Annotated in this window: 22 protein-coding genes and 2 pseudogenes; 14 read left to right on the forward strand and 10 right to left on the reverse strand. The window is 67.8% G+C overall.

Annotation, left to right across the window (positions count from 1 at the left end):
• Window positions 1-26: 26 nt before the first annotated feature.
• Together ACIRP2_RS37725 and ACIRP2_RS37730 are read right to left on the reverse strand one after the other, a co-directional pair.
• On the reverse strand, window positions 27-248 hold the full coding sequence (locus tag ACIRP2_RS37725) for a hypothetical protein (RefSeq protein ID WP_404258291.1): 222 nt from the start codon (window positions 246-248) through the stop codon (window positions 27-29).
• Entirely contained in the window at window positions 235-531 is a 297-nt protein-coding gene (locus tag ACIRP2_RS37730) for a hypothetical protein (protein WP_404258292.1), read from the reverse strand. Before ACIRP2_RS37730 ends, ACIRP2_RS37725 begins: the two co-directional genes overlap by 14 nt.
• Before the next feature lie 358 nt (window positions 532-889).
• Here ACIRP2_RS37730 and ACIRP2_RS37735 point away from each other — a divergent pair, with 358 nt between their 5' ends.
• A complete protein-coding gene (locus tag ACIRP2_RS37735) occupies window positions 890-1,192 on the forward strand; it encodes a sulfurtransferase TusA family protein (protein WP_404258293.1) in 303 nt (100 codons plus the stop codon).
• A 225-nt stretch (window positions 1,193-1,417) separates the two neighbouring features.
• On the opposite strand, the gene ACIRP2_RS37740 is transcribed toward ACIRP2_RS37735, so the two are convergent.
• From ACIRP2_RS37740 to ACIRP2_RS37750, 3 genes are all read right to left on the reverse strand, one after another.
• Window positions 1,418-2,167, reverse strand: coding sequence for a sulfite exporter TauE/SafE family protein (locus ACIRP2_RS37740; protein WP_404258294.1), 750 nt, complete (start codon window positions 2,165-2,167; stop codon window positions 1,418-1,420).
• Between the two features lie 145 nt (window positions 2,168-2,312).
• A complete protein-coding gene (locus tag ACIRP2_RS37745; RefSeq protein ID WP_404258295.1) occupies window positions 2,313-3,677 on the reverse strand; it encodes a rhodanese-like domain-containing protein in 1,365 nt (454 codons plus the stop codon).
• Window positions 3,678-3,928: 251 nt separating this feature from the next.
• Window positions 3,929-4,567 (reverse strand): rhodanese-like domain-containing protein, encoded by a 639-nt coding sequence (locus tag ACIRP2_RS37750; RefSeq protein WP_404258296.1) that lies wholly within the window; start codon window positions 4,565-4,567, stop codon window positions 3,929-3,931.
• A 305-nt stretch (window positions 4,568-4,872) separates the two neighbouring features.
• On the opposite strand from ACIRP2_RS37750, the gene ACIRP2_RS37755 reads away from it, so the two are divergent.
• On the forward strand, window positions 4,873-5,928 hold the full coding sequence (locus ACIRP2_RS37755) for an NAD(P)/FAD-dependent oxidoreductase (RefSeq protein ID WP_404258297.1): 1,056 nt from the start codon (window positions 4,873-4,875) through the stop codon (window positions 5,926-5,928).
• A 26-nt stretch (window positions 5,929-5,954) separates the two neighbouring features.
• On the opposite strand, the gene ACIRP2_RS37760 is transcribed toward ACIRP2_RS37755, so the two are convergent.
• A complete protein-coding gene (locus ACIRP2_RS37760; RefSeq protein WP_404258298.1) occupies window positions 5,955-6,527 on the reverse strand; it encodes an XRE family transcriptional regulator in 573 nt (190 codons plus the stop codon).
• A 60-nt stretch (window positions 6,528-6,587) separates the two neighbouring features.
• Here ACIRP2_RS37760 and ACIRP2_RS37765 point away from each other — a divergent pair.
• Window positions 6,588-6,734: pseudogene (locus tag ACIRP2_RS37765) on the forward strand (NAD-dependent deacetylase); the annotation flags it as partial.
• Window positions 6,735-6,917: 183 nt separating this feature from the next.
• On the opposite strand, the gene ACIRP2_RS37770 reads toward ACIRP2_RS37765, so the two are convergent.
• Together ACIRP2_RS37770 and ACIRP2_RS37775 are read right to left on the reverse strand one after the other, a co-directional pair.
• The gene (locus tag ACIRP2_RS37770) at window positions 6,918-7,427 is read right to left on the reverse strand and encodes a hypothetical protein (RefSeq protein WP_404258299.1); all 510 of its coding nucleotides are present in this window, start codon (window positions 7,425-7,427) and stop codon (window positions 6,918-6,920) included.
• A gap of 68 nt (window positions 7,428-7,495) precedes the next feature.
• Complete coding sequence (locus tag ACIRP2_RS37775) at window positions 7,496-8,716, reverse strand: hypothetical protein (RefSeq protein ID WP_404258352.1); 1,221 nt, start codon at window positions 8,714-8,716, stop codon at window positions 7,496-7,498.
• Between the two features lie 483 nt (window positions 8,717-9,199).
• On the opposite strand from ACIRP2_RS37775, the gene ACIRP2_RS37780 reads away from it, so the two are divergent.
• From ACIRP2_RS37780 to ACIRP2_RS37800, 5 genes are all read left to right on the forward strand, one after another.
• The gene (locus ACIRP2_RS37780; RefSeq protein WP_404258300.1) at window positions 9,200-9,889 is read left to right on the forward strand and encodes a TnsA-like heteromeric transposase endonuclease subunit; all 690 of its coding nucleotides are present in this window, start codon (window positions 9,200-9,202) and stop codon (window positions 9,887-9,889) included.
• A 64-nt stretch (window positions 9,890-9,953) separates the two neighbouring features.
• Window positions 9,954-11,342, forward strand: coding sequence for a hypothetical protein (locus ACIRP2_RS37785; RefSeq protein WP_404258301.1), 1,389 nt, complete (start codon window positions 9,954-9,956; stop codon window positions 11,340-11,342).
• Between the two features lie 120 nt (window positions 11,343-11,462).
• Window positions 11,463-11,603 (forward strand): hypothetical protein, encoded by a 141-nt coding sequence (locus ACIRP2_RS37790; protein ID WP_404258302.1) that lies wholly within the window; start codon window positions 11,463-11,465, stop codon window positions 11,601-11,603.
• A gap of 3 nt (window positions 11,604-11,606) precedes the next feature.
• Entirely contained in the window at window positions 11,607-12,614 is a 1,008-nt protein-coding gene (locus tag ACIRP2_RS37795) for a tyrosine-type recombinase/integrase (protein WP_404258303.1), read from the forward strand.
• Window positions 12,611-13,459, forward strand: coding sequence for a hypothetical protein (locus tag ACIRP2_RS37800; protein ID WP_404258304.1), 849 nt, complete (start codon window positions 12,611-12,613; stop codon window positions 13,457-13,459). Before ACIRP2_RS37795 ends, ACIRP2_RS37800 begins: the two co-directional genes overlap by 4 nt.
• A gap of 278 nt (window positions 13,460-13,737) precedes the next feature.
• On the opposite strand, the gene ACIRP2_RS37805 is transcribed toward ACIRP2_RS37800, so the two are convergent.
• Window positions 13,738-13,923 (reverse strand): hypothetical protein, encoded by a 186-nt coding sequence (locus tag ACIRP2_RS37805; RefSeq protein WP_404258305.1) that lies wholly within the window; start codon window positions 13,921-13,923, stop codon window positions 13,738-13,740.
• Window positions 13,924-14,051: 128 nt separating this feature from the next.
• On the opposite strand from ACIRP2_RS37805, the gene ACIRP2_RS37810 reads away from it, so the two are divergent.
• The 3 genes and pseudogenes from ACIRP2_RS37810 (at window position 14,052) to ACIRP2_RS37820 (ending at window position 15,813) form a co-directional block, all read left to right on the forward strand.
• Window positions 14,052-15,230, forward strand: a complete 1,179-nt coding sequence (locus ACIRP2_RS37810) for a tyrosine-type recombinase/integrase (RefSeq protein WP_404258306.1) — start codon at window positions 14,052-14,054, stop codon at window positions 15,228-15,230.
• Window positions 15,227-15,490, forward strand: a pseudogene (locus tag ACIRP2_RS37815) (DUF6262 family protein); the annotation flags it as partial. The gene ACIRP2_RS37810 and the pseudogene ACIRP2_RS37815, both read left to right, overlap by 4 nt.
• A gap of 128 nt (window positions 15,491-15,618) precedes the next feature.
• Window positions 15,619-15,813: a hypothetical protein gene (locus ACIRP2_RS37820; RefSeq protein WP_404258355.1), complete on the forward strand. Its 195-nt coding sequence runs from the start codon at window positions 15,619-15,621 to the stop codon at window positions 15,811-15,813.
• A 217-nt stretch (window positions 15,814-16,030) separates the two neighbouring features.
• On the opposite strand, the gene ACIRP2_RS37825 is transcribed toward ACIRP2_RS37820, so the two are convergent.
• The gene (locus tag ACIRP2_RS37825) at window positions 16,031-17,002 is read right to left on the reverse strand and encodes an SDR family NAD(P)-dependent oxidoreductase (RefSeq protein WP_404258307.1); all 972 of its coding nucleotides are present in this window, start codon (window positions 17,000-17,002) and stop codon (window positions 16,031-16,033) included.
• Between the two features lie 55 nt (window positions 17,003-17,057).
• Here ACIRP2_RS37825 and ACIRP2_RS37830 point away from each other — a divergent pair, with 55 nt between their 5' ends.
• From ACIRP2_RS37830 to ACIRP2_RS37840, 3 genes are all read left to right on the forward strand, one after another.
• Window positions 17,058-17,480 (forward strand): MerR family transcriptional regulator, encoded by a 423-nt coding sequence (locus ACIRP2_RS37830; protein ID WP_404258308.1) that lies wholly within the window; start codon window positions 17,058-17,060, stop codon window positions 17,478-17,480.
• A 262-nt stretch (window positions 17,481-17,742) separates the two neighbouring features.
• On the forward strand, window positions 17,743-18,432 hold the full coding sequence (locus ACIRP2_RS37835; RefSeq protein WP_404258309.1) for a hypothetical protein: 690 nt from the start codon (window positions 17,743-17,745) through the stop codon (window positions 18,430-18,432).
• Entirely contained in the window at window positions 18,423-19,469 is a 1,047-nt protein-coding gene (locus tag ACIRP2_RS37840) for a TniB family NTP-binding protein (RefSeq protein ID WP_404258310.1), read from the forward strand. Before ACIRP2_RS37835 ends, ACIRP2_RS37840 begins: the two co-directional genes overlap by 10 nt.
• The last annotated feature ends 143 nt before the right edge of the window (window positions 19,470-19,612 follow it).

The raw sequence follows: 19,612 nt of genomic DNA on the forward strand, positions 1-19,612 counted from the left end.
TTCGGGTTCTGCTTGTTGGTTGTGCGTCATGAGCATGGCTCCTCGTCAGGGTGGTTGGCAGCGTCGATCCCGGCGACGACGCGAGTGGCACGGTCGAACGCGGCCTGGGCTCGGGCCCGTTCGGGCCTGGAGAGTCTGGGGTTGCCCAGGAAGACGGCCTGGGTGTTCTCGGCGTGATTGGCCCAGATCTGCCGGTGTTGGGAGTGGTGGGTGGCCTGCGGGCAGCGCGCCGAGTCACACATCCCCATGAGGGGTTCGTCGGCGTCCGGGGTGCCGGCGAGTTTCAGGCAACGCCTTCCCCGGATCGGAGAACCAGCAGTAGTTACCGATGCCGATGTGTAGAGTCTTCGCCTTCGCCTTGAGGACATGCTCGACGCGCCGGTCGTCGATGACGGTGACCGGCCCGGCGTCGTGCCGTTCCAGGATCTGGTCGACGGTCTTGAAGGCGACGATGAGGTCGCGGGCGCCTTGGCCGCTGGGCAGGATCCCGCGCTGGTAGTCCTCGTAGGCGGCGACGGTCAGCCGCGACACACCATGGTGAAAAACTGACAGCCTTGTGAACCCCCGCGCCGTCGGTTGAGCGGAAGCCACCGTCAGTTCCTGCCACGACCCGACGGTCCGGTTCGAGGACCCGTGGGTCAGGTCGGGGACTCTTCCTTGGTACGCAGGCGAAGGCACGCAGGTTCCAGGAATCCTGGGTGCCAAACGACAGGAACCCGTACGCGCGCCCTCGGATTGCAGGGCCCCGCGTACGGGTTGGCAGCCGCTTCCGGGGCAGCAGTAGGTCACGCGTCACTGAGTCAGTCCCCGACCTCCAGGCCGTGTGCTACGAGCCGGGCGAGGATCTCGTGCCCCACCGGCTGTGGCGCGTCACCCAGGCCCTGTCCCGATGACCGCGGCATCCGTGCCGACGGCGGACATCACCGTCGACGGCACCGGCCTGCGCAGCATCGGCCTCCTGCGCCGTCTGCGCAAACAGATCCACAACGCCGAGCCGGGCGCCGTCGTCCACGTCATCGCCACGACCCGGCCGCCCCGCTCGACCTGCCCGCCTGGTGCCACATGGCCGGCCACACCTACCCCCGGAACCGAACAGTCGGTGTACGCGCTACAGCTCACCGCCGGCGCCCTTCGCACGCGGTCCGACGCACCTTGGCACCCAGACGATCCGGGACACGGCCACAGCAAATAGCCTCACGAGCCCAGGCAGAAGGGCTCCCAGGGTTTCAAGATCAACTCATTGCCCCTTTGACGGCATTTCGGCCGCACACTACCGCGGTCCGAACGGCCTGTGGCGGCGAGATCCCGGTGCCGAGAAGCTCGTCACGTAGGAGGCCAACCGGAGAGGAGGGCGGGTCGGCGGCCGGGGATACCGGGCGCATGCGGACCGTCGAAGGTGTCGCAGGCCGAGCCGCCGTCACGTCAGGGCGTCGGCGAGCATGAAGGCGGCCACGGCCAGCAGGACCATTGCGAAGATGCGCTGCAGGTGGGTCGCGGAGACCTTCGCGGCTATGCGCTTGCCGTACCCGGTGCCCAGGATCGCGGTTGCGATGAACGGGCCGATCAGCGCCCAGTCGAGCGAGGCGGCGGTGCCGGAGCGAGTGGCCAGGGAGGACAGTGAGTTGACCGTGATGACCAGCAGGCTGGTGCCGATGGCGACGTCCATCTCGAAGGACAGGACGGTGACCAGGGCGGGGACGGCGAGAAAGCCGCCGCCCACGCCGAGTAGTCCGGTCAGTGTGCCCAGTGCGGCGCCGGCCCCGGCTGCCTTGCCCGGCCGTACACCGCCGTCTTTGGGGCGGGCGGTGGCAGCGGGCTGGAGCATTTTGATGGCGGAGAGGGCGGCTATGGCGGCGAAGGCGACGGTGAGGACGGTTTGGGGGACGTGGGCGGCGGCGGCTCCGGCGGCAGCCGCCGGGAGAATCCCGGCGGCTGCGAACGCTGCTCCGGGCTTCCACCGCACGTGTCCGGCACAGGCGTGCGCGTACAGGGCGGTCAGAGATGTGGCGGTGACGATGATCAGGCTGGCGGTGGTGGCAGCGGCTGGGGTGAAGCCGAGCAGGTAGATCAGCGCGGGCACCGCCAGGACGCTGCCCCCGCCGCCGAGGGCGCCGAGCACCAGGCCGACGACGGCTCCTGCGATCAGGGCCAGGGTCAGGGCGGTCATGCTATTCGCCCGCTGTGTCCGCTGTCGCCGGCCACCGGCTGCCCGGTTCCGGTGACGCGCGGGTGGCCCTGTTCGGGGCCGAGACGGCCAGGACCGTGGCATGTGAAGAACATCGTGTGCCTTCTGTGCAGGTGGAGCAAGGGATTCAGGGCCGGGTGATTCTCAGGCCCGTGTCGGCGGCGGTCTCGAAGCCGTCATCGACGGCGATGACCTTTCGTCCGGTCGAGTCCAGGAGGGAAGCGGCGATCGCCGCGCGCATCCCGCCGGCGCAGTGCACCCACACCGTGCCTTCCGGCACCTCACCGGTCCGGCCGTGCAGCTCGTGGATCGGAATGTGCACGGAGCCCTCGATGAAGCCGTTCGCACGCTCGGACTCCCGGCGCACATCCAGCACCACCACGTCCTCGCCACGATCGAGTGCATAGGCGAGGTCGGCGAAGCCGACGCGGGGGAAGGATGCGAGCTGTTCCCCCTGGCGGACCCAGGTGGCGGGATCCCCGGTGGCGGCGGCAGCCGGGCGGTCGATGCCGACCCGGGTCAACTCCCGCTGCGCGTCGGCAATCTGCTCCGGGGTGTCGCCGAGCAGGGTGACCGGCTTGCCCCATGGGATCAGCCAGGCCAGATAGGTGGCCAGCTTGCCGGTGCCCTCGAAGTTGAACGATCCGGCCACATGGCCGTCGGCGAAGGCGACCCGGTTGCGCAGGTCCACCACCCACTCACCCGCCGCCAGCCGTTCGGCGATCTGTGCGGCGTCGGCGGGCTCGGGCGGGGTCAGGTCGACGGGCGCGGGGCCGGCGGCGTTGGCCGGGCCCATGTGCGTGTAGTAGGCGGGCACGTTCTCCAGCCCGGCCAGGACCTGCTTGACGAAGGCGTCCACATCCAGGGTGAAAGCGTCGTTGCCGGCGCGTTCCTGGCCGATGGTGCTCGCATCGCCCTCGGCCTGGGAGGAGGAGCAGAAGCTGCCGAACCCGTGCGTGGGCAGCACCGGCACCTCGTCGTCGAGTGTCGCCGCCAGCCGTTGGACGGAGGCGTGTTGCGCACGGGCAAGTTGCTCGGTCAGTCGCGGGTCCACCAGGTCCGGACGTCCCACGGAGCCGATCAGCAGCGAGCCGCCCGTGAAAGCAGCCACGGCGCGTCCCTGCTCCTCCAGGACGTAGGAGGTGTGGTGCGGGGTGTGGCCCGGGGTGGCTATCGCTCGCAGCACCAGGTCCTCGTCCACTTCGGACATGTCCCCGTCCGCGACAGGAGTGCGGGAGAAGGAGACCTGGGCGCCGGCCGGGACCAGGTAGCGGGCGCCGGTGAGGCGGGCCAGCTCCAGCCCGCCGGTGACGTAGTCGTTGTGCACGTGCGTCTCCGCCACGTAGGCGATGCGCACTCCTCGCCGCGCGGCGAGGGCGATGACCTGGTCGACGTCCCGCGGCGGATCGACTACGACCGCCGCTCTGTGGCCCCCAGCCAGGTAACTATGGTTGCCCAGCCCCTCGAACTCCAGGGTGTCGATAAAAAACATGGTGTTACTCCTCTACGGGATGACATACCCGGGTAATTCTGTCTTGCTGAAGGGCCGCCGCAGCTCCGGGAAATTCGCGCCGGCCATTGCACAAACGATCACCACATGGAATGGCAGTAGCGAATTTCCCGAAGACTGCGAGCGGACGGCGTACCCGGCCGGCCTCATGCCGCGACGGTTATTTGCAGGTTCTGCTTTCGTTAGCCCTCACGCACCACAGTCGCGGTGCGATCGGCATTGTTGACCGCGCCCTATCGGCCGGGCAGGACGACGGGCAGCCCCGACGCCTCCCACGCCTCAAGGCCGCCTGCCACGCTGTAGACGGAGGGCCGGCCTGCGCGGATCGCCTGCACGCCGCCCTGCGCGCTGCGGTTGCCCGTGCGGCAGACGAAGGCCAGTGGGCCGTCAGGCAGATCCGACAGCGACGCCGGCATTGTGCCGAGCGCGGCGTGGACGGCACCGGCCGGGTGACCCGCTGCCCATTCATCGTCTTCACGGACATCGACCAGCGTGAGTTCCCCGTCCTCGGCACGGCGACGCGCCTCGAGCGGAGACAGCTCAGCGGGCATGCGAGCATCGCTGGAGCCCAGTCCCTGCGCGGGCAGGACCGTCCGGATCGCCTCGTAGTTCGAGGCATGGACGACGGCTATCTGCTGTCCCATCATCGGGCAGACATTCATCGCCTCTTCCCAGTGACCGGTCGACTCCCATTCCGCCACGTTAACGAGAGAGAATTTACTCCCTGGAACGATCGTGCGGAACATATACGTCCGAAGGAAGCCGGGCTGGGCCGCCATCACCTCCGCGGCATCCTGCCATGCGTCGAGATACGATGCCTCCTTCTCCTCGTCGATCTCGATCGGAATGATCACGACGTGGCGATTTTCCATCTGCTGCTCCCTCAAGTATTTCGACTACCGACATGCCGCTCCGGTCCGGAGGAATTCCCAATGAATGCGGGAACACGACCGAGCCCTGGAGACACCGGCTTTCGGTCATGGGCCAGAACCGACTGGACGCAGCCTGCACACACGTGTCGGCAGGCAACGAATCCTCTTGCTGAACTGGCAAGATGGTCGGTGTGGTCCGATAGCCGTCGGCCGATCGGGACACGTCGGCGCCGGGATGCCGGGGCGCTCTTGCCAGGACAGCAAGAACCTTTGCGGCGCCCGTGGCGCCGCCGCACGCTGATGGCATGAGCGAGTTCGAGTTGATACGAGACGGTGAACAGACCTGGGACGTCGTGGTGGTCGGGGGCGGGACCGCCGGCCTGTCCGGGGCTTTGAGTCTGGCCCGGGTGCGCCGGTCGGTTCTGGTAATCGACAAGGGCGAGCCCCGCAATGCTCCGGCTTCCGGCGCCCACGGTGTGCTCGGCCGCGAGGGCATCTCCCCCCTGGAGCTGCTGCGGCTCGGGCGCGAGGAGGTCGCTTCATACGGCGGCCGTGTCGTTACGGGGCGGGTCGCGCAGATCTCCCCGGACGGCGCGGGCTTCCGGGTGGTCACCGAGGACGGGCAGCGCCTACGGACGCGCAGAGTGCTGGTGACCACGGGTTTGGTCGATGCGCTGCCGGACGTGCCGGGGCTGGCCGAACGGTGGGGGCGGGACGTGCTGCACTGCGTGTACTGCCATGGCTGGGAAGTCCGGGACAAGGTCATCGGGGTGCTCGGCAACTTCCACCAGGCACTGCTGTTCCGTCAGATGTCCAAGGACGTCACCCTGTTCCTGCACACTGGAACAGAGCTGACCGAGGAACAGTGGGAGCAGCTGGCGGCTCTCGGTGTCGGCGTGGTCGACGGTGAGGCCACCGGGCTCGAGGTCGACGATCAGGACCAGCTGACGGGCGTGCGGCTGGCGTCGGGAAAGGTGGTGCCGGTCCAGGAACTGGTGGTCGCCCCCCGGTTCCTCGCGCGCGCCGGTTTCCTGGCCGAGTTGGGCGTGACGATGCAGGAGCACCCCATGGGCCTGGGGGAACAGCTCCGGGTGGACGCGTCCGGGTTTACCGGAGTGCGGGGCGTGTGGGCAGCGGGGAACGTCAGCGATGTGCTGGCCGGGGTTCCGGCCGCCGCGGCAGCCGGAACCACCGCGGCTGCCGCGATCCACATGGACCTGCTGAAGGCCGATGCGGAAGCCGCCGCCCTCACGGCGAAGGGCGGCAGTGGTGCGTTCAGCGCGGAGATGGAGGCTGAAGTGTCGCGGCGGGTGCAGGGCAGCCGCGTGCACGGGCTGGGCCCCCTCCCCAGCGGGAAGTGAGCACCGCGCCTCTCACTGCAACCGGGTCAGGTGGCGCGGACCCGGAGGTGGGCCCGCTCTCCCTGGCGTCCCAGCAGGATGAGAAGTTCGACCGCCTGATCGCCATCGGCCCCGATCCAGTGCGGCACATGCGTGTCGAACTCCGCGGCCTCGCCCGGATTGAGGCTCAGGCTCTGCTCGCCCAGCAGCAGCCTGAGCCGTCCCGCGAGCACATAGATCCACTCAAAACCCTCATGCGTCTGCAGCTCCGGCTCGCCGTTGGACGCGGGTGAAATGAGAAGCTTGTAGGCTTGGGCGCCGCCAGGATTGCTGAGCGGCACCAACGTCATGCCGCCCCGGGTCACCGGGCGCAGGTGAATGCGTGGGTCCCCCGTACGGGGCGCGCCTACGAGGTGGTCGAGCGGCACCGCGTACACCTCGGCGAGGGGAAGCAGCAGCTCCAAAGTCGGCTTGCGACTGCCGCTCTCCAGACGAGACAGCGTGCTCTCACTGATTCCGGTCCGCTGGCCGAGCTCAGCCAGCGTGATCCCACGCCGACGCCGCAGCTCCCGCAGACGGGGCCCGACCGCATCCAGAACGTCCTTCTTCGCGCTGTTCACACCCTGATACTGCCCGAAGCGACATGGCCTCTTCCAATTCGAGTTCGAGCAGCAACTGAGCGGTCCGCGACGGTGACGTTCGGCGAGCGGCTCGACCCGGAGGTGCTGGCGCAGGCATGGGAGATCACCAAGGCCTGCGCGGTGTTCCTCGCGGTGGGGACCACCCTTCAGGTGCAGCCGACAGCGATTGCCGCGGACCACGGCTCGGAAGACGGCCGCCCCTGAGCAGTGATCAGTCGCGGGCGGGTTGTCGATGACGGCCGGGACTCGGTCCACGCGTGCGTGGCGTGCAGGGCGAAGACGAAGCGGACTCCGATCACCCAAGCGCAGTCGGCGGCCGAGGGGCTCGAATCCGAAGAGGTGACCTGCCCCCTGCGCTGTGTGCTGGCCTCACCGTGGGAGCTTCGCGGTGCGTTCAGGGTGGGCTGCGGTGATGTACCGCATTGCGGTTTGAGGCGAGATGCCGAACAGGCGCATCAGGTGGAGCGGGTCGTCGACCTCGAACGCCTCATCGCGGATCCGGTCCTGCCGCAGCGTCGGCATTGTAAGTCCGGTAGGCCCGAAGATGGCGGTGAATGTGGTGCCGATGGGCGAGTGAGTGGTGTCTACCGCGGTCCATCGGTTGATCAGCAGATGCGGGTTGGTGGTCACCGGCCAGCGGCGGTGACGTTCACGGAGCCACGCGGAGGCGCAGCGGTAGGTGAGTTCGTCCAGGTAGATGATGTGCCGTTTGCCGGGGCGCCGGACGATGAGGCGCTCACGGGACAGGTCGAGGTCGGCGAGCAGTAGGTGGCGCATGTCGGTGCCGCTGAGCGCGCGGACGCAGACCAGCACCATCACGAAGCGCTGAAAGTCGTTCTGCGCGTGGCTGAGGACGCCGGCCAGCCGGTCCGAGGGCACGGAAGGCGGGACCGTGTTGATTCCTGCGAAGACGAGGCCGCAGGGGGATCGCGGAAGAATACGCCCTCTTATCGAAGGGCCCGGAAGACGTTCCGCAGGACGATGTGGATCGAACGGGCTGGCGTCCCCTTGCGGGTGGCGATGGCCCGCTTGATGTCGTCCTGGGTGATCTCGCGCAGGCTCTCGATGCCGTTCGCAAGCCATCCCTTGAGGATCGGGTCGAGGACATGCCAGTAGCGGGCGATGTTCCGGTAGGTGCGGCCGGTGTGCTCCCACTTGCCCTCTCCGCGCACGGCCTTGATCCAGACCGAGAGCTCCTGTGCGATCGTTGCGGGCAGTGCGGAGAGCTCGGCTTCCAAGCGCTTCTGCTGCGAGTCCTGGCGAAACTCGGCATCCGGGACGAGCAGTCCCCGGTTCTCCAGGAACTGCGTGACCCGACGCCCGCTGAACTTTTGAGAACGGTTATCGGCAAGTGTCCGAATGTCGGACTCCAACAGCGGGGCATCTGCCCCGAGCCAGGACACCAAGACGGCCAAGGTGCGCCGGGTCTTGGTGGCGGCGAACTTGGACCACATCTCCCGCTGCATCACGCTGTCGAGGTCAGCCAGCAGCCGCTCGGCCGAGTCCGTGAGGGTCGGCAGATCCAGCCGCGACAGCTCGACCACCGGGCTCCAGTCTCGCCGGAGCTCGAACAGCCCCTCCTGCCCAGGGACCTTGCCCTGGACGACGAACCGGCCCCACTGGCCGTGCTCCCAGTGAATGTCGCCGATCGTCACCGGGCACAGCTCGGCAGCCCGTACACCGGAGACGTATGCGATCTTCGTCATGACGTAGTCGCGGCAGGCTGCGGCGTACTTCCGGGCGTGAGGCAGTTGCTTCCGCCAGCGGCCGAAGAACTCCTTCGTCGCCGTTTGCGAGGGCGGAATCCGCAGCCCGAAGTCCCCGCGATGGGCGGGTCTGTTGAACGGGTCGACCGGTGATTCCACCATCGCCCCGAACCGCATCGTGATCTCGTGGGTGTAGCGCTGTTCGAGGAAGGCGAAGAACGCGTCGATGTGATTGAGCTGCTGCCGGTGCGTGTTGTGGGCGCGCTTCCCCGGGCCGGCGAAGTACTTGTCGATCTCGCACGGGGTCAGGTGCCACGGCACGGTGCCGTAGAAGTCGCAGACCTCGATGACCGGCTTGATCAGCTGGTCGATCGTCGACGGAGCCAGTCCGGCTGAGTCCCGTGCCCACTGGTACTCGGTGAGCGCGTCGACGAAGAAACCCTCCTCGTCCTGGGCGGACATCCGTGCCTGGCGGCGGCGCTGGAGGGTGACGACATCCGCCAAACCGGTCTCGATCGGACCTGAGCCCTCCTCCGCGGCATGTGGCGGCGGCACGAGAGTGGGGGTGTGATCTTCGGAATCTGACACAGGAGCAGAGTTCACTGCAGTATCAGCGAACTTCTCCGAGTTACTCGTAAATTCCTGGACATTGTGAAACGAGCGTCACGCACACTGCTGACCTGCTGATGTGCACCTTTGTCCCGTCCCTCCCTATGTTGCCGCTGTCCCACCTGAGCTTGTTCAGTTCGCAGTTCGTCCCGGGGCATGTTGTCGTTCGCTTGTACACCAGGGCTTGGTGTCCCAGTCCTTCTTGCCGCTCGCTGTCATTTGTCCCGCTTCGTTTTCGCTCTCAGGGGCGGTTTACCTGCCGATCCGTTGCTGATCTTGAGGGGTGTGGCTCTCTCGTGGGCAGCGCTTGTGCGTTCGCTCTGGTGAGGGGGTCGGGTGGCTGTCGAAGCGTTCGCCGACGTCGGGCACGGTGTTTTCGAGGTCGAGTACGTCGATGAGGACCGCGTACGCCGTCGTGAGCCCCTGCCGGCGGTGTGGACGGCGAGGTTCGAGTCGCTGCCGCCGGTGCGGAAGGTGCGTACGTACGCCGGGCAGCGGTCGGTGACCCGGGATTACTGGTCGACGACGATGCGGAAGTCGTTTGCGTGCGACTCCCGGCTGGAGCGTGATCACGCGATGCTGATGGACTTCGATCCGCAGGTGACGGGGCTGGTGTCGCAGCCGTTCCGGCTGTTCTGGCCCACGCGCCGGGGGCGGCTTGGGCATGTCCCGGACTTCTTCGCCCGTCGTGTCGACGGCACTGGGGTGGTGGTCGATGTCCGTCCGCAGGACCGGATCGAGCCGGACGACGCGGAGGCGTTCGCAGCGACCGAGCGTGTCTGCGAACTGGCTGGCTGGTCGTTTAGGCGGGTGGGTGTGATCAGCCCGGTTCTGCTGGCGAACCTGCGCTGGCTGCGGGGCTACGGCCATCCTCGCTGCTGGCGGCAGGAGACGGCCGGGCGGCTGCTGGATTGTTCGCCGAGCCGAGGCCGTTGTTGTCCGGGGCGGAGGCGGCCGGGGACCGGATCGCGGTGCTGCCGGTGCTCTACCACCTGCTCTGGCGAGGGATGTTGGCCACGGACGTGAAGTCGCAGGTGCTGGGGCCCGACTGCACGGTCCGTCGGCCGCAGAAGGAGGGCGGGCTGTGGTGATGCGCAATCCGTTGGTTGTCCGGCCCGGCGACCGGGTCCGCTTTGACGGCCAAGTGCAGACGGTCGCCGGGCTGTCGGGGATGTTGGTACGCCTGGCGGACGAGGCGGGCGGGACGAGCACGATGCATCTGCCGACGCTGATGATGTCGCCCGGTTTCGAGGTGCTCGGTTCTGGCAGCCGCAGGGTGATGCCCGCGGGACTACTCGACCACGTCCCGGCGGGCCAGGTCGAGGAAGCGTTGTGGTGGCACCGGCACATGGTCGAGTTGCGCACGGGGCTGCCTCCGGACGCCCCGCGAGGGGCCTTGCCGCGGCCTGAGTACGACCCGGCAATGCGGACTCTGGCCGAGCGGGAGGCGTCCAAGGCCACCGAGCTTGCGGTCGAGTTGGGGCGGCCGGTAAGTGCACACACGGTGCGTTGGCGACGGCGGCGCCATCAGGAGCAGGGCATCGCGGGCATGGTGGACGGGCGGCACGCGCCGCGCCGAGCGGTGCACGGAAAGCTCCGGCCGGAAGTCGTCGACGAGTTGCAGCAGCTGATGAGCCAGGCCACGGACGGCTCGACCCGGATGGTCAGCTACTACTTCGAGCGCGTCAGCAAGACGGTCAAGGACAAGTACGGAACGGAGGCGGTGCAGAAACGGTCGGCGTTCTACCGGCTGTTTCAGCGGCTCGAACGCGGCCGTCACACCACCGGTTCGGCGCGGACGCGCCGGTCCCTGGCGAATCAGCCCGAAGGCGTCTTCGACCGGGCGACGGTCTGCCGCCCGGGCGAGTTGATGGAGATCGACTCCACCCCGTTCGACGCGTTGGTGCGCTTGGACCGGGGGGTGGTGGGCAGGGTCGAGCTGACCGGGCTGGTCGATGTCGCCACGCGCACGGTCACTGCGGCGGTGCTGCGGCCGACGACGAAGTCGGTCGACGCAGCCTTGCTGCTGGCCCGCTCGGTGACACCGGCGCCGATGCGCCCGGGGTGGACGGATGCTCTGCGTCTGGAGCGGTCGGTGCTGCCCTACCGGCGGTTGCTCGCGCTGGACGAGCGGCTGCGGCATGCGGCGGCCGTCCCTCTGATCATTCCCGAGGCGATCGTGGTGGACGGCGGCAAAGCGTTCTTGTCGAAGAACTTCCACATGGCCTGCGACGCGTTCGACACCGAGGTGATCCATGCGCCGCCCAGGACGCCGACGCACAAACCACACATCGAGCGGACGCTGGGGTCGGTGTCCACGATGTTCGCTCAGTTCGTCTCGGGTCACACCGGCCGGTCGGCCGAACACCGCGGGCACCGCGTCGAGGACGAGCCGCTGTGGTCGCTGCCGCAGTTGCAGGAACTGCTGGAGGAGTGGATCACTGCCAGGTTTACCGACCGTAGTTTGTGCTGTTCGTGATGCCCGTTCGAGGCTGTGGCGTGGACGTCATGGGCTTGTTTACCGACCGGGTTCAGGACGTTCGTCATGTTCTGGAGTCGGTACGGAGGACGAGTGGTACGGCACCTTGTGGTCGGGGACTTGAGAGTCCAGCGGATCGAGCGGAAGAGCGGATGGAGGTCATGGACCATCGTCTGGCCGGAGGGCACACTCCACGTCGAGGCGGACCGGTTCCTGCGCGTCTATGACGGCTCGGGCACACAGAAGACCTACGCGTACTAACTGGTGGACCACCTGCGATGGCTTGAGCGCGAGTGCCTGGCCTTCGACACAGTCCAACTGCACGACCTGGAAAGGTATATGGGCATCGTCGGCGCCGAGGTCCGTATACCGCTCGGGGAGCCGTGGCGGGTGGGCAAGCGCCCGTACGGCCGGTCCGCGCTGTCGACCGCGGCGTCCTGCCTGAAGGGCTTCTACCTGCGCCAAGCCTCCCTCGGCGTCAACGTGGACCTCGGTGAGGAGCTCGACGGCACGCGGCTGCCCTCGCGGGTGGACCGGCACCGCTCGCTCCTCGGGCATGTGAAGTCCGCGATGCCGGCGAACCCGCTCACGCCGAAGAGACCGCACCGCCGGCACCTGAAGATGCTGCCTGACGGCGCGAGGGAAAAGTTGCTGACGGCGGTGAACTCGGCACGGGACCGGATGGCGGTGACCTGGCTGGCCGACGGGGGCCTGAGGATCGGCGAGCTCTGCGGGCTGCACCTGGTCGACCTGCACCTGCGCGAGAATGCGGCCTGCGGCGAGTGCCGCGCCCCTCACTTGCACGTCTGCCACCGGCCCGGCAATCCGAACCGGGCCGAGGCCAAGACCAAGCACTCCTGGCGGGTCGAGCACGGCACGGTGACCGGCGGGCTGATCAAGAGGGTCAGTCCGGCGATGGTGCACTCCTACTTCGAGTACCTCACCAGCGAGTACCCGCGCGAAGCCGGTCACGGCATGCTCCTGGTCCAGTTGCACGGGGCCTGCGCCGGACAGCCGTGGGCGCCGGTCGGGGCCAGGCGGATGATCGGCCGGGCCGGGAAACGCGCCGGGCTCGGGCTGGTGAAACCCCATGCCTTCCGGCATTCGTTCACTTCCGCGGTCCTCGACGCCGCCGACGGCAACCTGCTGATCGCCCGGGATGCCGGCGGCTGGGCTTCGGCCGCCACCGTCGACGAGGTCTACGGACACGTCGACATCCACGACCCCGCCTTCGACTCCGCTCTGCGCGCGGTCTGGGGTGAGACGCGGTGACCGAGACAGCTCTGACCTCGGTGCGGGACGCCCGGGAGGGACGGGACCGATTCGAGATCATGACCGCGCTGATCAACTCACCGTCCTTCGATCCAGTGTTCCGCTCGGAGATCGTCGAGATCCCACCGGACCACCCTGTCTACCGATGGATCTGCCTGGTCACCGATTGCGAGCGGCCGAGGGCGGGCCGGGGAGATCTCTGCGGCGCCCACGAGGTTGCATGGCGGCGGCTGCGCGCTGAGCAGTCCCGGGCGGACTTCCTACGCACCGCCGACCTGGTCGGGCACGGCGAGGAACTGCGCGAGCGACGGTGCCGGCTCTGCCCCGAGCGGCCGTCACGCCAGTTGACCTTGGAGTTGTGTCACCACCATCAGTTCAGCTGGTATCACTACCGCGACCGACACGGAGACGCCGCCGACTTCGACACCTGGCTGGCCAAACAGCTGCCCCGGCCCGGATACGGCCGCTGCAAAGCCGTGGTCTGCCCTGGCCGGGCGGAATCGCCCCTGGGGCTCTGCTATCGGCACCACCGGCGCTATCGCAGAGAGGGACGGCCGGGCGGAGCCGTGCTGCCAACGCAGTGGGGCAACCGCTACGAGCGAGTTGGTTCGCCAGTCCCGGTCGCCTACGACAACGAATCCGACTTCCGGCGGTGGTGCTCAAGGACAGCACCAATATCCCGACCGGGTCAGATCAACCTCCGCGGCCTGCACCCGCTCCTGAGAGCCGAGATCCAGTGGGGACTGTTCGTCCACGCCCGTGGATCGGGCAGGCGCTGGGAACTCACCCAGATCCAGAGCCTCGCGGACTACTGCCGCGACCACGGATTTCACTCACCGACCTGACTTCCGACAGCCTGGACCCAGACGAGGAAGGTAGTCGGCTGGCCACAGCCGGCCGGGACGCCTCCTACCTCGCCAGGATCCTCATCGACCTGCTCACCCCGCTTTACGTGACGCCGGAGCGGACCCGCGAGCAGGGCTACCTGAACACCGAGCACTTCGGCCGCAGGCTGAACAACCGGTCGCCACGCATCGACCTGACCCCGATATCTCAGCGATGGCTCCGCGACCTGGCCTGGGATCATTTCGCCGCGATACTGCGATCCCCGAGCTGCCCGCGCTCAGGCCACACCTTCGACGGCACCCGGCGAGCCTGCACCGAACTCAGCGCCTTCCTGGAGATCCACGCCCCCGGCGGCGGTCACGACCCAATGCTGCTTCGGCCGCACCACGTCCACGACTTCGCCGCCGACCAACGACTTCGCGAACTGGACGGGCTGCCGTCCCTGGGAGTGAAAGGCCTGCACGGCAAACCGTCCATCGTGACCGCCTACACCCGCCAGATGGTCTTCACCCGCACCCGGCGAATCCTCCTGGAAGCCCTGGAATCCGGCGAAGCCGAACGGCTTGCCTCGACCGGGGTTTCGTCACCGCCATGCCCTCTCCGGGAAGGATCGTCACCCGGACACGAACCCCCTTCTCCGACGCAGTCGCCCGAGCCCTGGCCGCGGAGACGAACCTGAAAGTGCTCGCCTCCTGCCACGACCCGGGCGACCGCGGACTCCGCGATGCCTGGGAGACCATCGTCGTCACCGGACGGCGCTGCAGTGAGGTGATCAAACCGCGTCTGGATTGCCTGGGCCGCTACGGCGGGCTCCCCATGCTCTGGCACGACCAGACGAAGGTCGGCAACTACGACGCCGCGATCCGCATCCCCGAACAGCTCCACCAGCGGTTGGAAGCCCGACAGCGCAAGACCCTGGCGTTGTTCGCCACGCGCCACAATCGGCCGCCGACCCTGGAAGAGCGCGTCCATCTGCCGCTGTTTCCCAGCAATCAGCGCAACAGCGACAGCCGTCGTCCGCTGTCCTACCAGTGGTTCCACCGGGGCTTCAAAGCGTGGATCAACGATCTCGACATCGGCCGGTGGGTGCCCCACCAAGCCCGGCACTCGCTAGCCACCAGCCTGCTGCGAGCCGGAGCGAGCCTGACCCGCCGCTACCTCGGTCAGGTCTCCGAGCGCATGGCTGAGCATTACGTCCACCTCGCCCAGTCCGACCTGGAGAGCGTGCTCCAGCACGTCTGGGTGGCGGGCCCCGGCGCCGCCAACCCCGGCGAAATCCTCACTGAGGACCTCACCCCGCTCACCCGAGAACACGCCATGGCCCTCGCGATCGACCTTGGCCGCCGCAGCACTCCCGCCGAGGGCGGCTTCTGCACCTTCCAGCCCGTCGTCGACGGCGGCGACTGCCCCTGGAGCCTCAACTGCCACTCCTGCGACAAGTTCGTCCTGTCCGGCGCCGACCTGCTGTATCGGCGGCGGAAGCGTGAGCAGTGGCGACTGCTGGCTGAGGGTGCCCCCGATGACTACCTCCATCGTTACTTCGAGCCCACTGCCCGCGCCATCGACGGCCTGGAGAAGGCCCTGGCCGGCCTCGGCCTTCTCGACGACGCCCTTGCCCTGGACCTGCGCAAACCCCAGGACTACTTTCACCGCGTGTGGTCCACCGCCTTCCGCGCCACGGACCTCGTCGAGGCGGGCACCGAGGGGGAGGGCGAGTACAGCGATACGTGCACAGCCGAGGACACCGACCCCGAACAGGACGTCGCATGAACACTGTCCCCGAACCCCGAACCGCAGCTGCCCTGGCCGCCCGCCGCCACAAGACCGAGACCGCCCTGAAGAGGGTCCGCGAGGCCATCACCCGACTCCGGCGTGAGAAGGCCCAGGTCAGTGTCGCCGCCGTCGCCCGTCACGCGGACGTCTCCCGCACCTTCATCTACGACAATCCCGAGGCCAGAGCCGTCATCGCCTCCGCGATGGCCGAGGCCGGAGAGCGCCGGACCCAGGTGCTCGCTGACCAGGACGAGGAACGTGAGGCGACCTGGCGCGAACGCGCCCTGAACGCCGAAGAGGCCCTCAAGACCGCCCTCAGCGAGATCCTCGCTCACCGGACTCGCATCGGTGAACTCCTCGGTCAAGTCCGGGACTTGGAAGCCGAATGGACCGAGGGAGCCATCCAACGGATCACCCCGAGAACACCACCCTCAAACAACGAGTCCGTCAGCTCACGGCCGACAACCGCACCCTCGACGAGCGCCTCAAGGCCGCCCGCTCCAACCTCCGCTTCCAGGACCGCCGCATGGCCGACCTCGAAGCCCAGATCACCGACACCTCACAGGGAGTTCAGCAGTAACGTCGACGGTTCCGACACATCGCGCCTGACGGCACGACTCGGTCTCGGGAGCCCAGCCGCCATAGGCAGTCGGGCTCGGCTCCTGAGATCTCTCCGCCTGCGGCCACGACAGATCGCCGGGTGAGGTGGTCCAGGTCGGCCGCGATGAGGTCGGGGGCTTCTCGTACTGCTTGGAGTGCCGCGATGGCACGTGGGTCGGCGTAGGCAGCACGCGGGTTCATCGAGGGATCGGGGTCGCGCCGGTCGCCGCGACGGACAGTTCCCATAGCCGTGCGGCCGTGTCGGGGTCAATGGCGTACTCGCGGACGCCGCCGTCGTCCATGGGCTCGGCGGGAGCAGAGATGCGCGCGACGTCGCAGTCCTCGAGGTAGAGCCCGCCGCGACCGTCCAGGAGCGGAGACGTGGCTGCCCAGAGACCGGTGGCGGTGCCCTGGGAGGGCGTCTTGAAGCCGGCGCCAATCACGTTGCCGTGCTCGTCCACCCATCCGCGTTCGATCTGCTCCTGGAGCGTCATCTCCCGCTGGAGGCCGGTAATGATCTTTCCCGGATGGAGGGAGAACGCCCGGACTCCGTCGTCGCGCCCGAGGGCGTCGAGCTGCACGGCGAAAAGGGCGTTGGCGGTCTTGGCCTGGCCGTAGGCCAGCCACTTGTCGTAGCCGGTGCGGAAGTGCGGGTCGTACCAGCGGATGTCGGTCAGGGTGTGCCCGGCAGAGCTGTTGATGACGACGCGCGCACCGTCGGCAGCGGCTAGGAGCGGGTAGAGCTCGCAGGCGAGTGTGAAGTGTCCGAAGTGGTTGACGGCGAGCTGGCCTTCCCAGCCGGGTCCGACGCGTCGCTCGGGGGTGGCCATGACGCCGGCGACGGCCATCAGAAGGTCGAGCCTGTTGGTGGAGTCGCTGATCCGTGCGGCGGCGGCACGCACGCTGTCGAGGTCTGCCAGATCCATGGGGATAACTTCGCAGCCATCCACATCCTCAAGTGCGGCGCGGGCCATGCCGGGCCGGCGTGCCGGAACGATGACCTGGGCCCCGGAGGCCGCCAGGCCCCGGGTGGTTTCCAGGCCGAGCCCGGAGTAGCCCCCGGTCACGACGGCGGTCGTGCCGGAAAGGTCGAGGCCGACCATGACGTCCTCGGTGGTGCTGATGGCAGAGAAGGGCGAGCCGAGTGGCTGCTGATCGGTGGTGGTCATGCCGACGACGCTACGAGCTAGAGCAAGGTCTAGATCAAGTCCTAGACTGGGCGGCATGGAGACTACCGCGACCCCTACGGGGCCACTGAGCATCGGCCAGGTGGCCGAGCGGACCGGACTCAGCGTGCATGCACTGCGCTTCTACGAACGCGAGGGCCTGCTCGTCGGACCGGTCCAGCGCACCACGGGCGGCCGCCGGCGATACGCCACTGTCGATGTCGACTGGCTGCTGATCTGCGTCAAACTACGTGAATCCGGCATGCCGCTCGCCGACCTCAAGCACTTCGCCGAGCTGGTACGCCACGGACCGGGCAACGAGGCAGAACGCCTGCAGCTCCTCGATGCCCATCAGCAACGCGTCGAGGCACAGATTCAAGCACTGGAGGAGTGCCGTTCCGTCATTGCCTGGAAGGTCGGCGTCTACGCCGAGCACCTCACCCGCGGCGAGGCCGGAGGACTCTGGGACCCGACAGGCTGAGACAAGGACGGACATGGTCGCGGATGTGACGAACCACGCGCCGACTTTGAGAGCGGAATGCCTGCTTGCCGACACCGTCATCAACATCCTGGCCCGCAACATCTAGCGACATCCGCCAAGGCGAAAACGGCAAAGAACGTTGAGTCACCGTCGCGGACATGTAGTCTATGAATCGCCGCAGTTCAGAGCCGGTTCACGAGCTCCTGCGGTCGGCAAAAGGATCTGGCAGAACCGGCCGCACGACGGCCTGCGGGACCCGCTCGTGCCAGGGCGGACGTTCTCGCCGAACGAGAAGTACGCCGCCCTCGTGGAGACGGCCGGCTACCTGCCGCTGGCGCTTTCGGCCGAGGACTATCTGAAGCTCCTGCCAACACGCTGGCAGGCGGTCAATTCCTACGGAATCAAGATCAAGCACCGGATCTACGACTGCGACGAGATCGACGGGCTGCGGCGGGAGAAGTCCGGGCCCGCCGATCACAAGGACCGGTGGGAAGTACGTCACGACCCCTATGACGTCCGTGTGGTCTGGCTGCACGATCACCGCGAGGACACCTGGATCACCGTCCCCTGGCGGCTGTTGTCGTCCCAGCCTGTCCCGTTCGGGGAGATGGCCTGGGATCACTCCGCCAGGGATCTGCGCGAACAGCAGGGCACCACGGTGACCGAGGAGGCGATCTCCGAGGCGGTGGGCGACCTGCTGGAACGGGCGGGTGCCGGCCCAGTCGAGGCAGAGGAAGCGCCGCCGGTCCGCAAGAAGTCCCGGAATCGTCGATCCGAGCGGGCAGCCGCCCGCACCCGCGCTGCTGCTGATCCGTCCTGGCCTCGACCGGCCCCGCCGCCGGCACCGGCTCCCGACGAGGAGCCGGACGAGGGAGCCGACGACGAGGAAGTCGCCGATGTCGTTCCGCTGCGTGTCTTCGATGCCCGCAAGGAGGCAAAGAAATGGTGGTAGTGCCCGAGCAGTTCGGCATGCCGGACAAGCGACGCATGCCGACGACGACCCTGCCGAACTGGCGGTGTTTCGTGAACGAGGACCCACCCGAGTTCGAGCTGTTGACTGAGGCGGACTGGCGGGCGCTGTCTGAGCCGGATCGGGACGAGTACGACGAGTCCCGCGTCGACTACCACTCCGAGCTGATCATCGTGGAGACCCCGACCATCCGGGAGATCCTTCATCAGGGACGTCTGCTGACACTGGTCAACCGGCACGAGATCAGCGCCCGCCGCGGTCTGATCGTCTCCGGCCCCTGGGCAACGGGGAAGTCCACAGCCATCAAACAGCTCGGCCGGGCCCACGAACTGCGAGTACGGCGGCGCTATCCCGACCATGACCGCATCCCGGTCGTCTACGTCTCTGCCCCGCCCAACGGCTCCCCGAGGAAGCTTGCCACCCGCTTCGCGCACTTCCTCGGGCTTCCCCTCAAGTCCCGTCACAACGAGATGGACACCGCCGACGCGGTCTGCGAGATCCTCACCGAAGCCCGTTGTTACCTGGTCCTGGTCGACGAGATCCACAACATCCAGATGGGCACATCCAACGGCAAGGACATGTCCGACCATCTCAAGTACTTCGCCGAGCACATCCCGGCGACCTTCGTCTATGCCGGCATCAATGTCGAGCGGGAGGGGCTGTTCACCGGGGTCCGCGGCAAGCAGATCGCCGCCCGCTGTGTCATGCGGCACACCGCGAACTTCCCCTACGGCAGTGAATGGCGCTCGGTGATCGCCACGATGGAACATGCACTCCGGCTGCACCGCCACGACTCCGGCACCCTGGCCCGGCAGGCGAAGTATCTCCACGCCCGCACCGGCGGCAGCATCAGCAGCCTGTCCCACCTGATCCGCGCCGCCGCGATCAGCGCGATCGCCGACGGCAGCGAACAGATCACCCGCCGCCTACTCCACACCATCACGGTCGATCACAGCACTCAGTCCGACAGCCCCCGCCCGCCGCGAGAAACTGAGGGCACCATCGAGGACGCGGCGTGACTACTTCTCTCTCTCGCCGACTTCAGCCCCTGCCCCGCACCGTCGCCCCGCTGCACCGCGAATCATGGGATTCCTACGTGAAGCGGCTCGCCAGGGCGAACCGGCTCCCGTTCACACTCCTGCACGAACACCTCGACGACCCC

This window comes from Streptomyces sp. NPDC101194 (assembly GCF_044767885.1).
Lineage (GTDB): Bacteria > Actinomycetota > Actinomycetes > Streptomycetales > Streptomycetaceae > Streptomyces.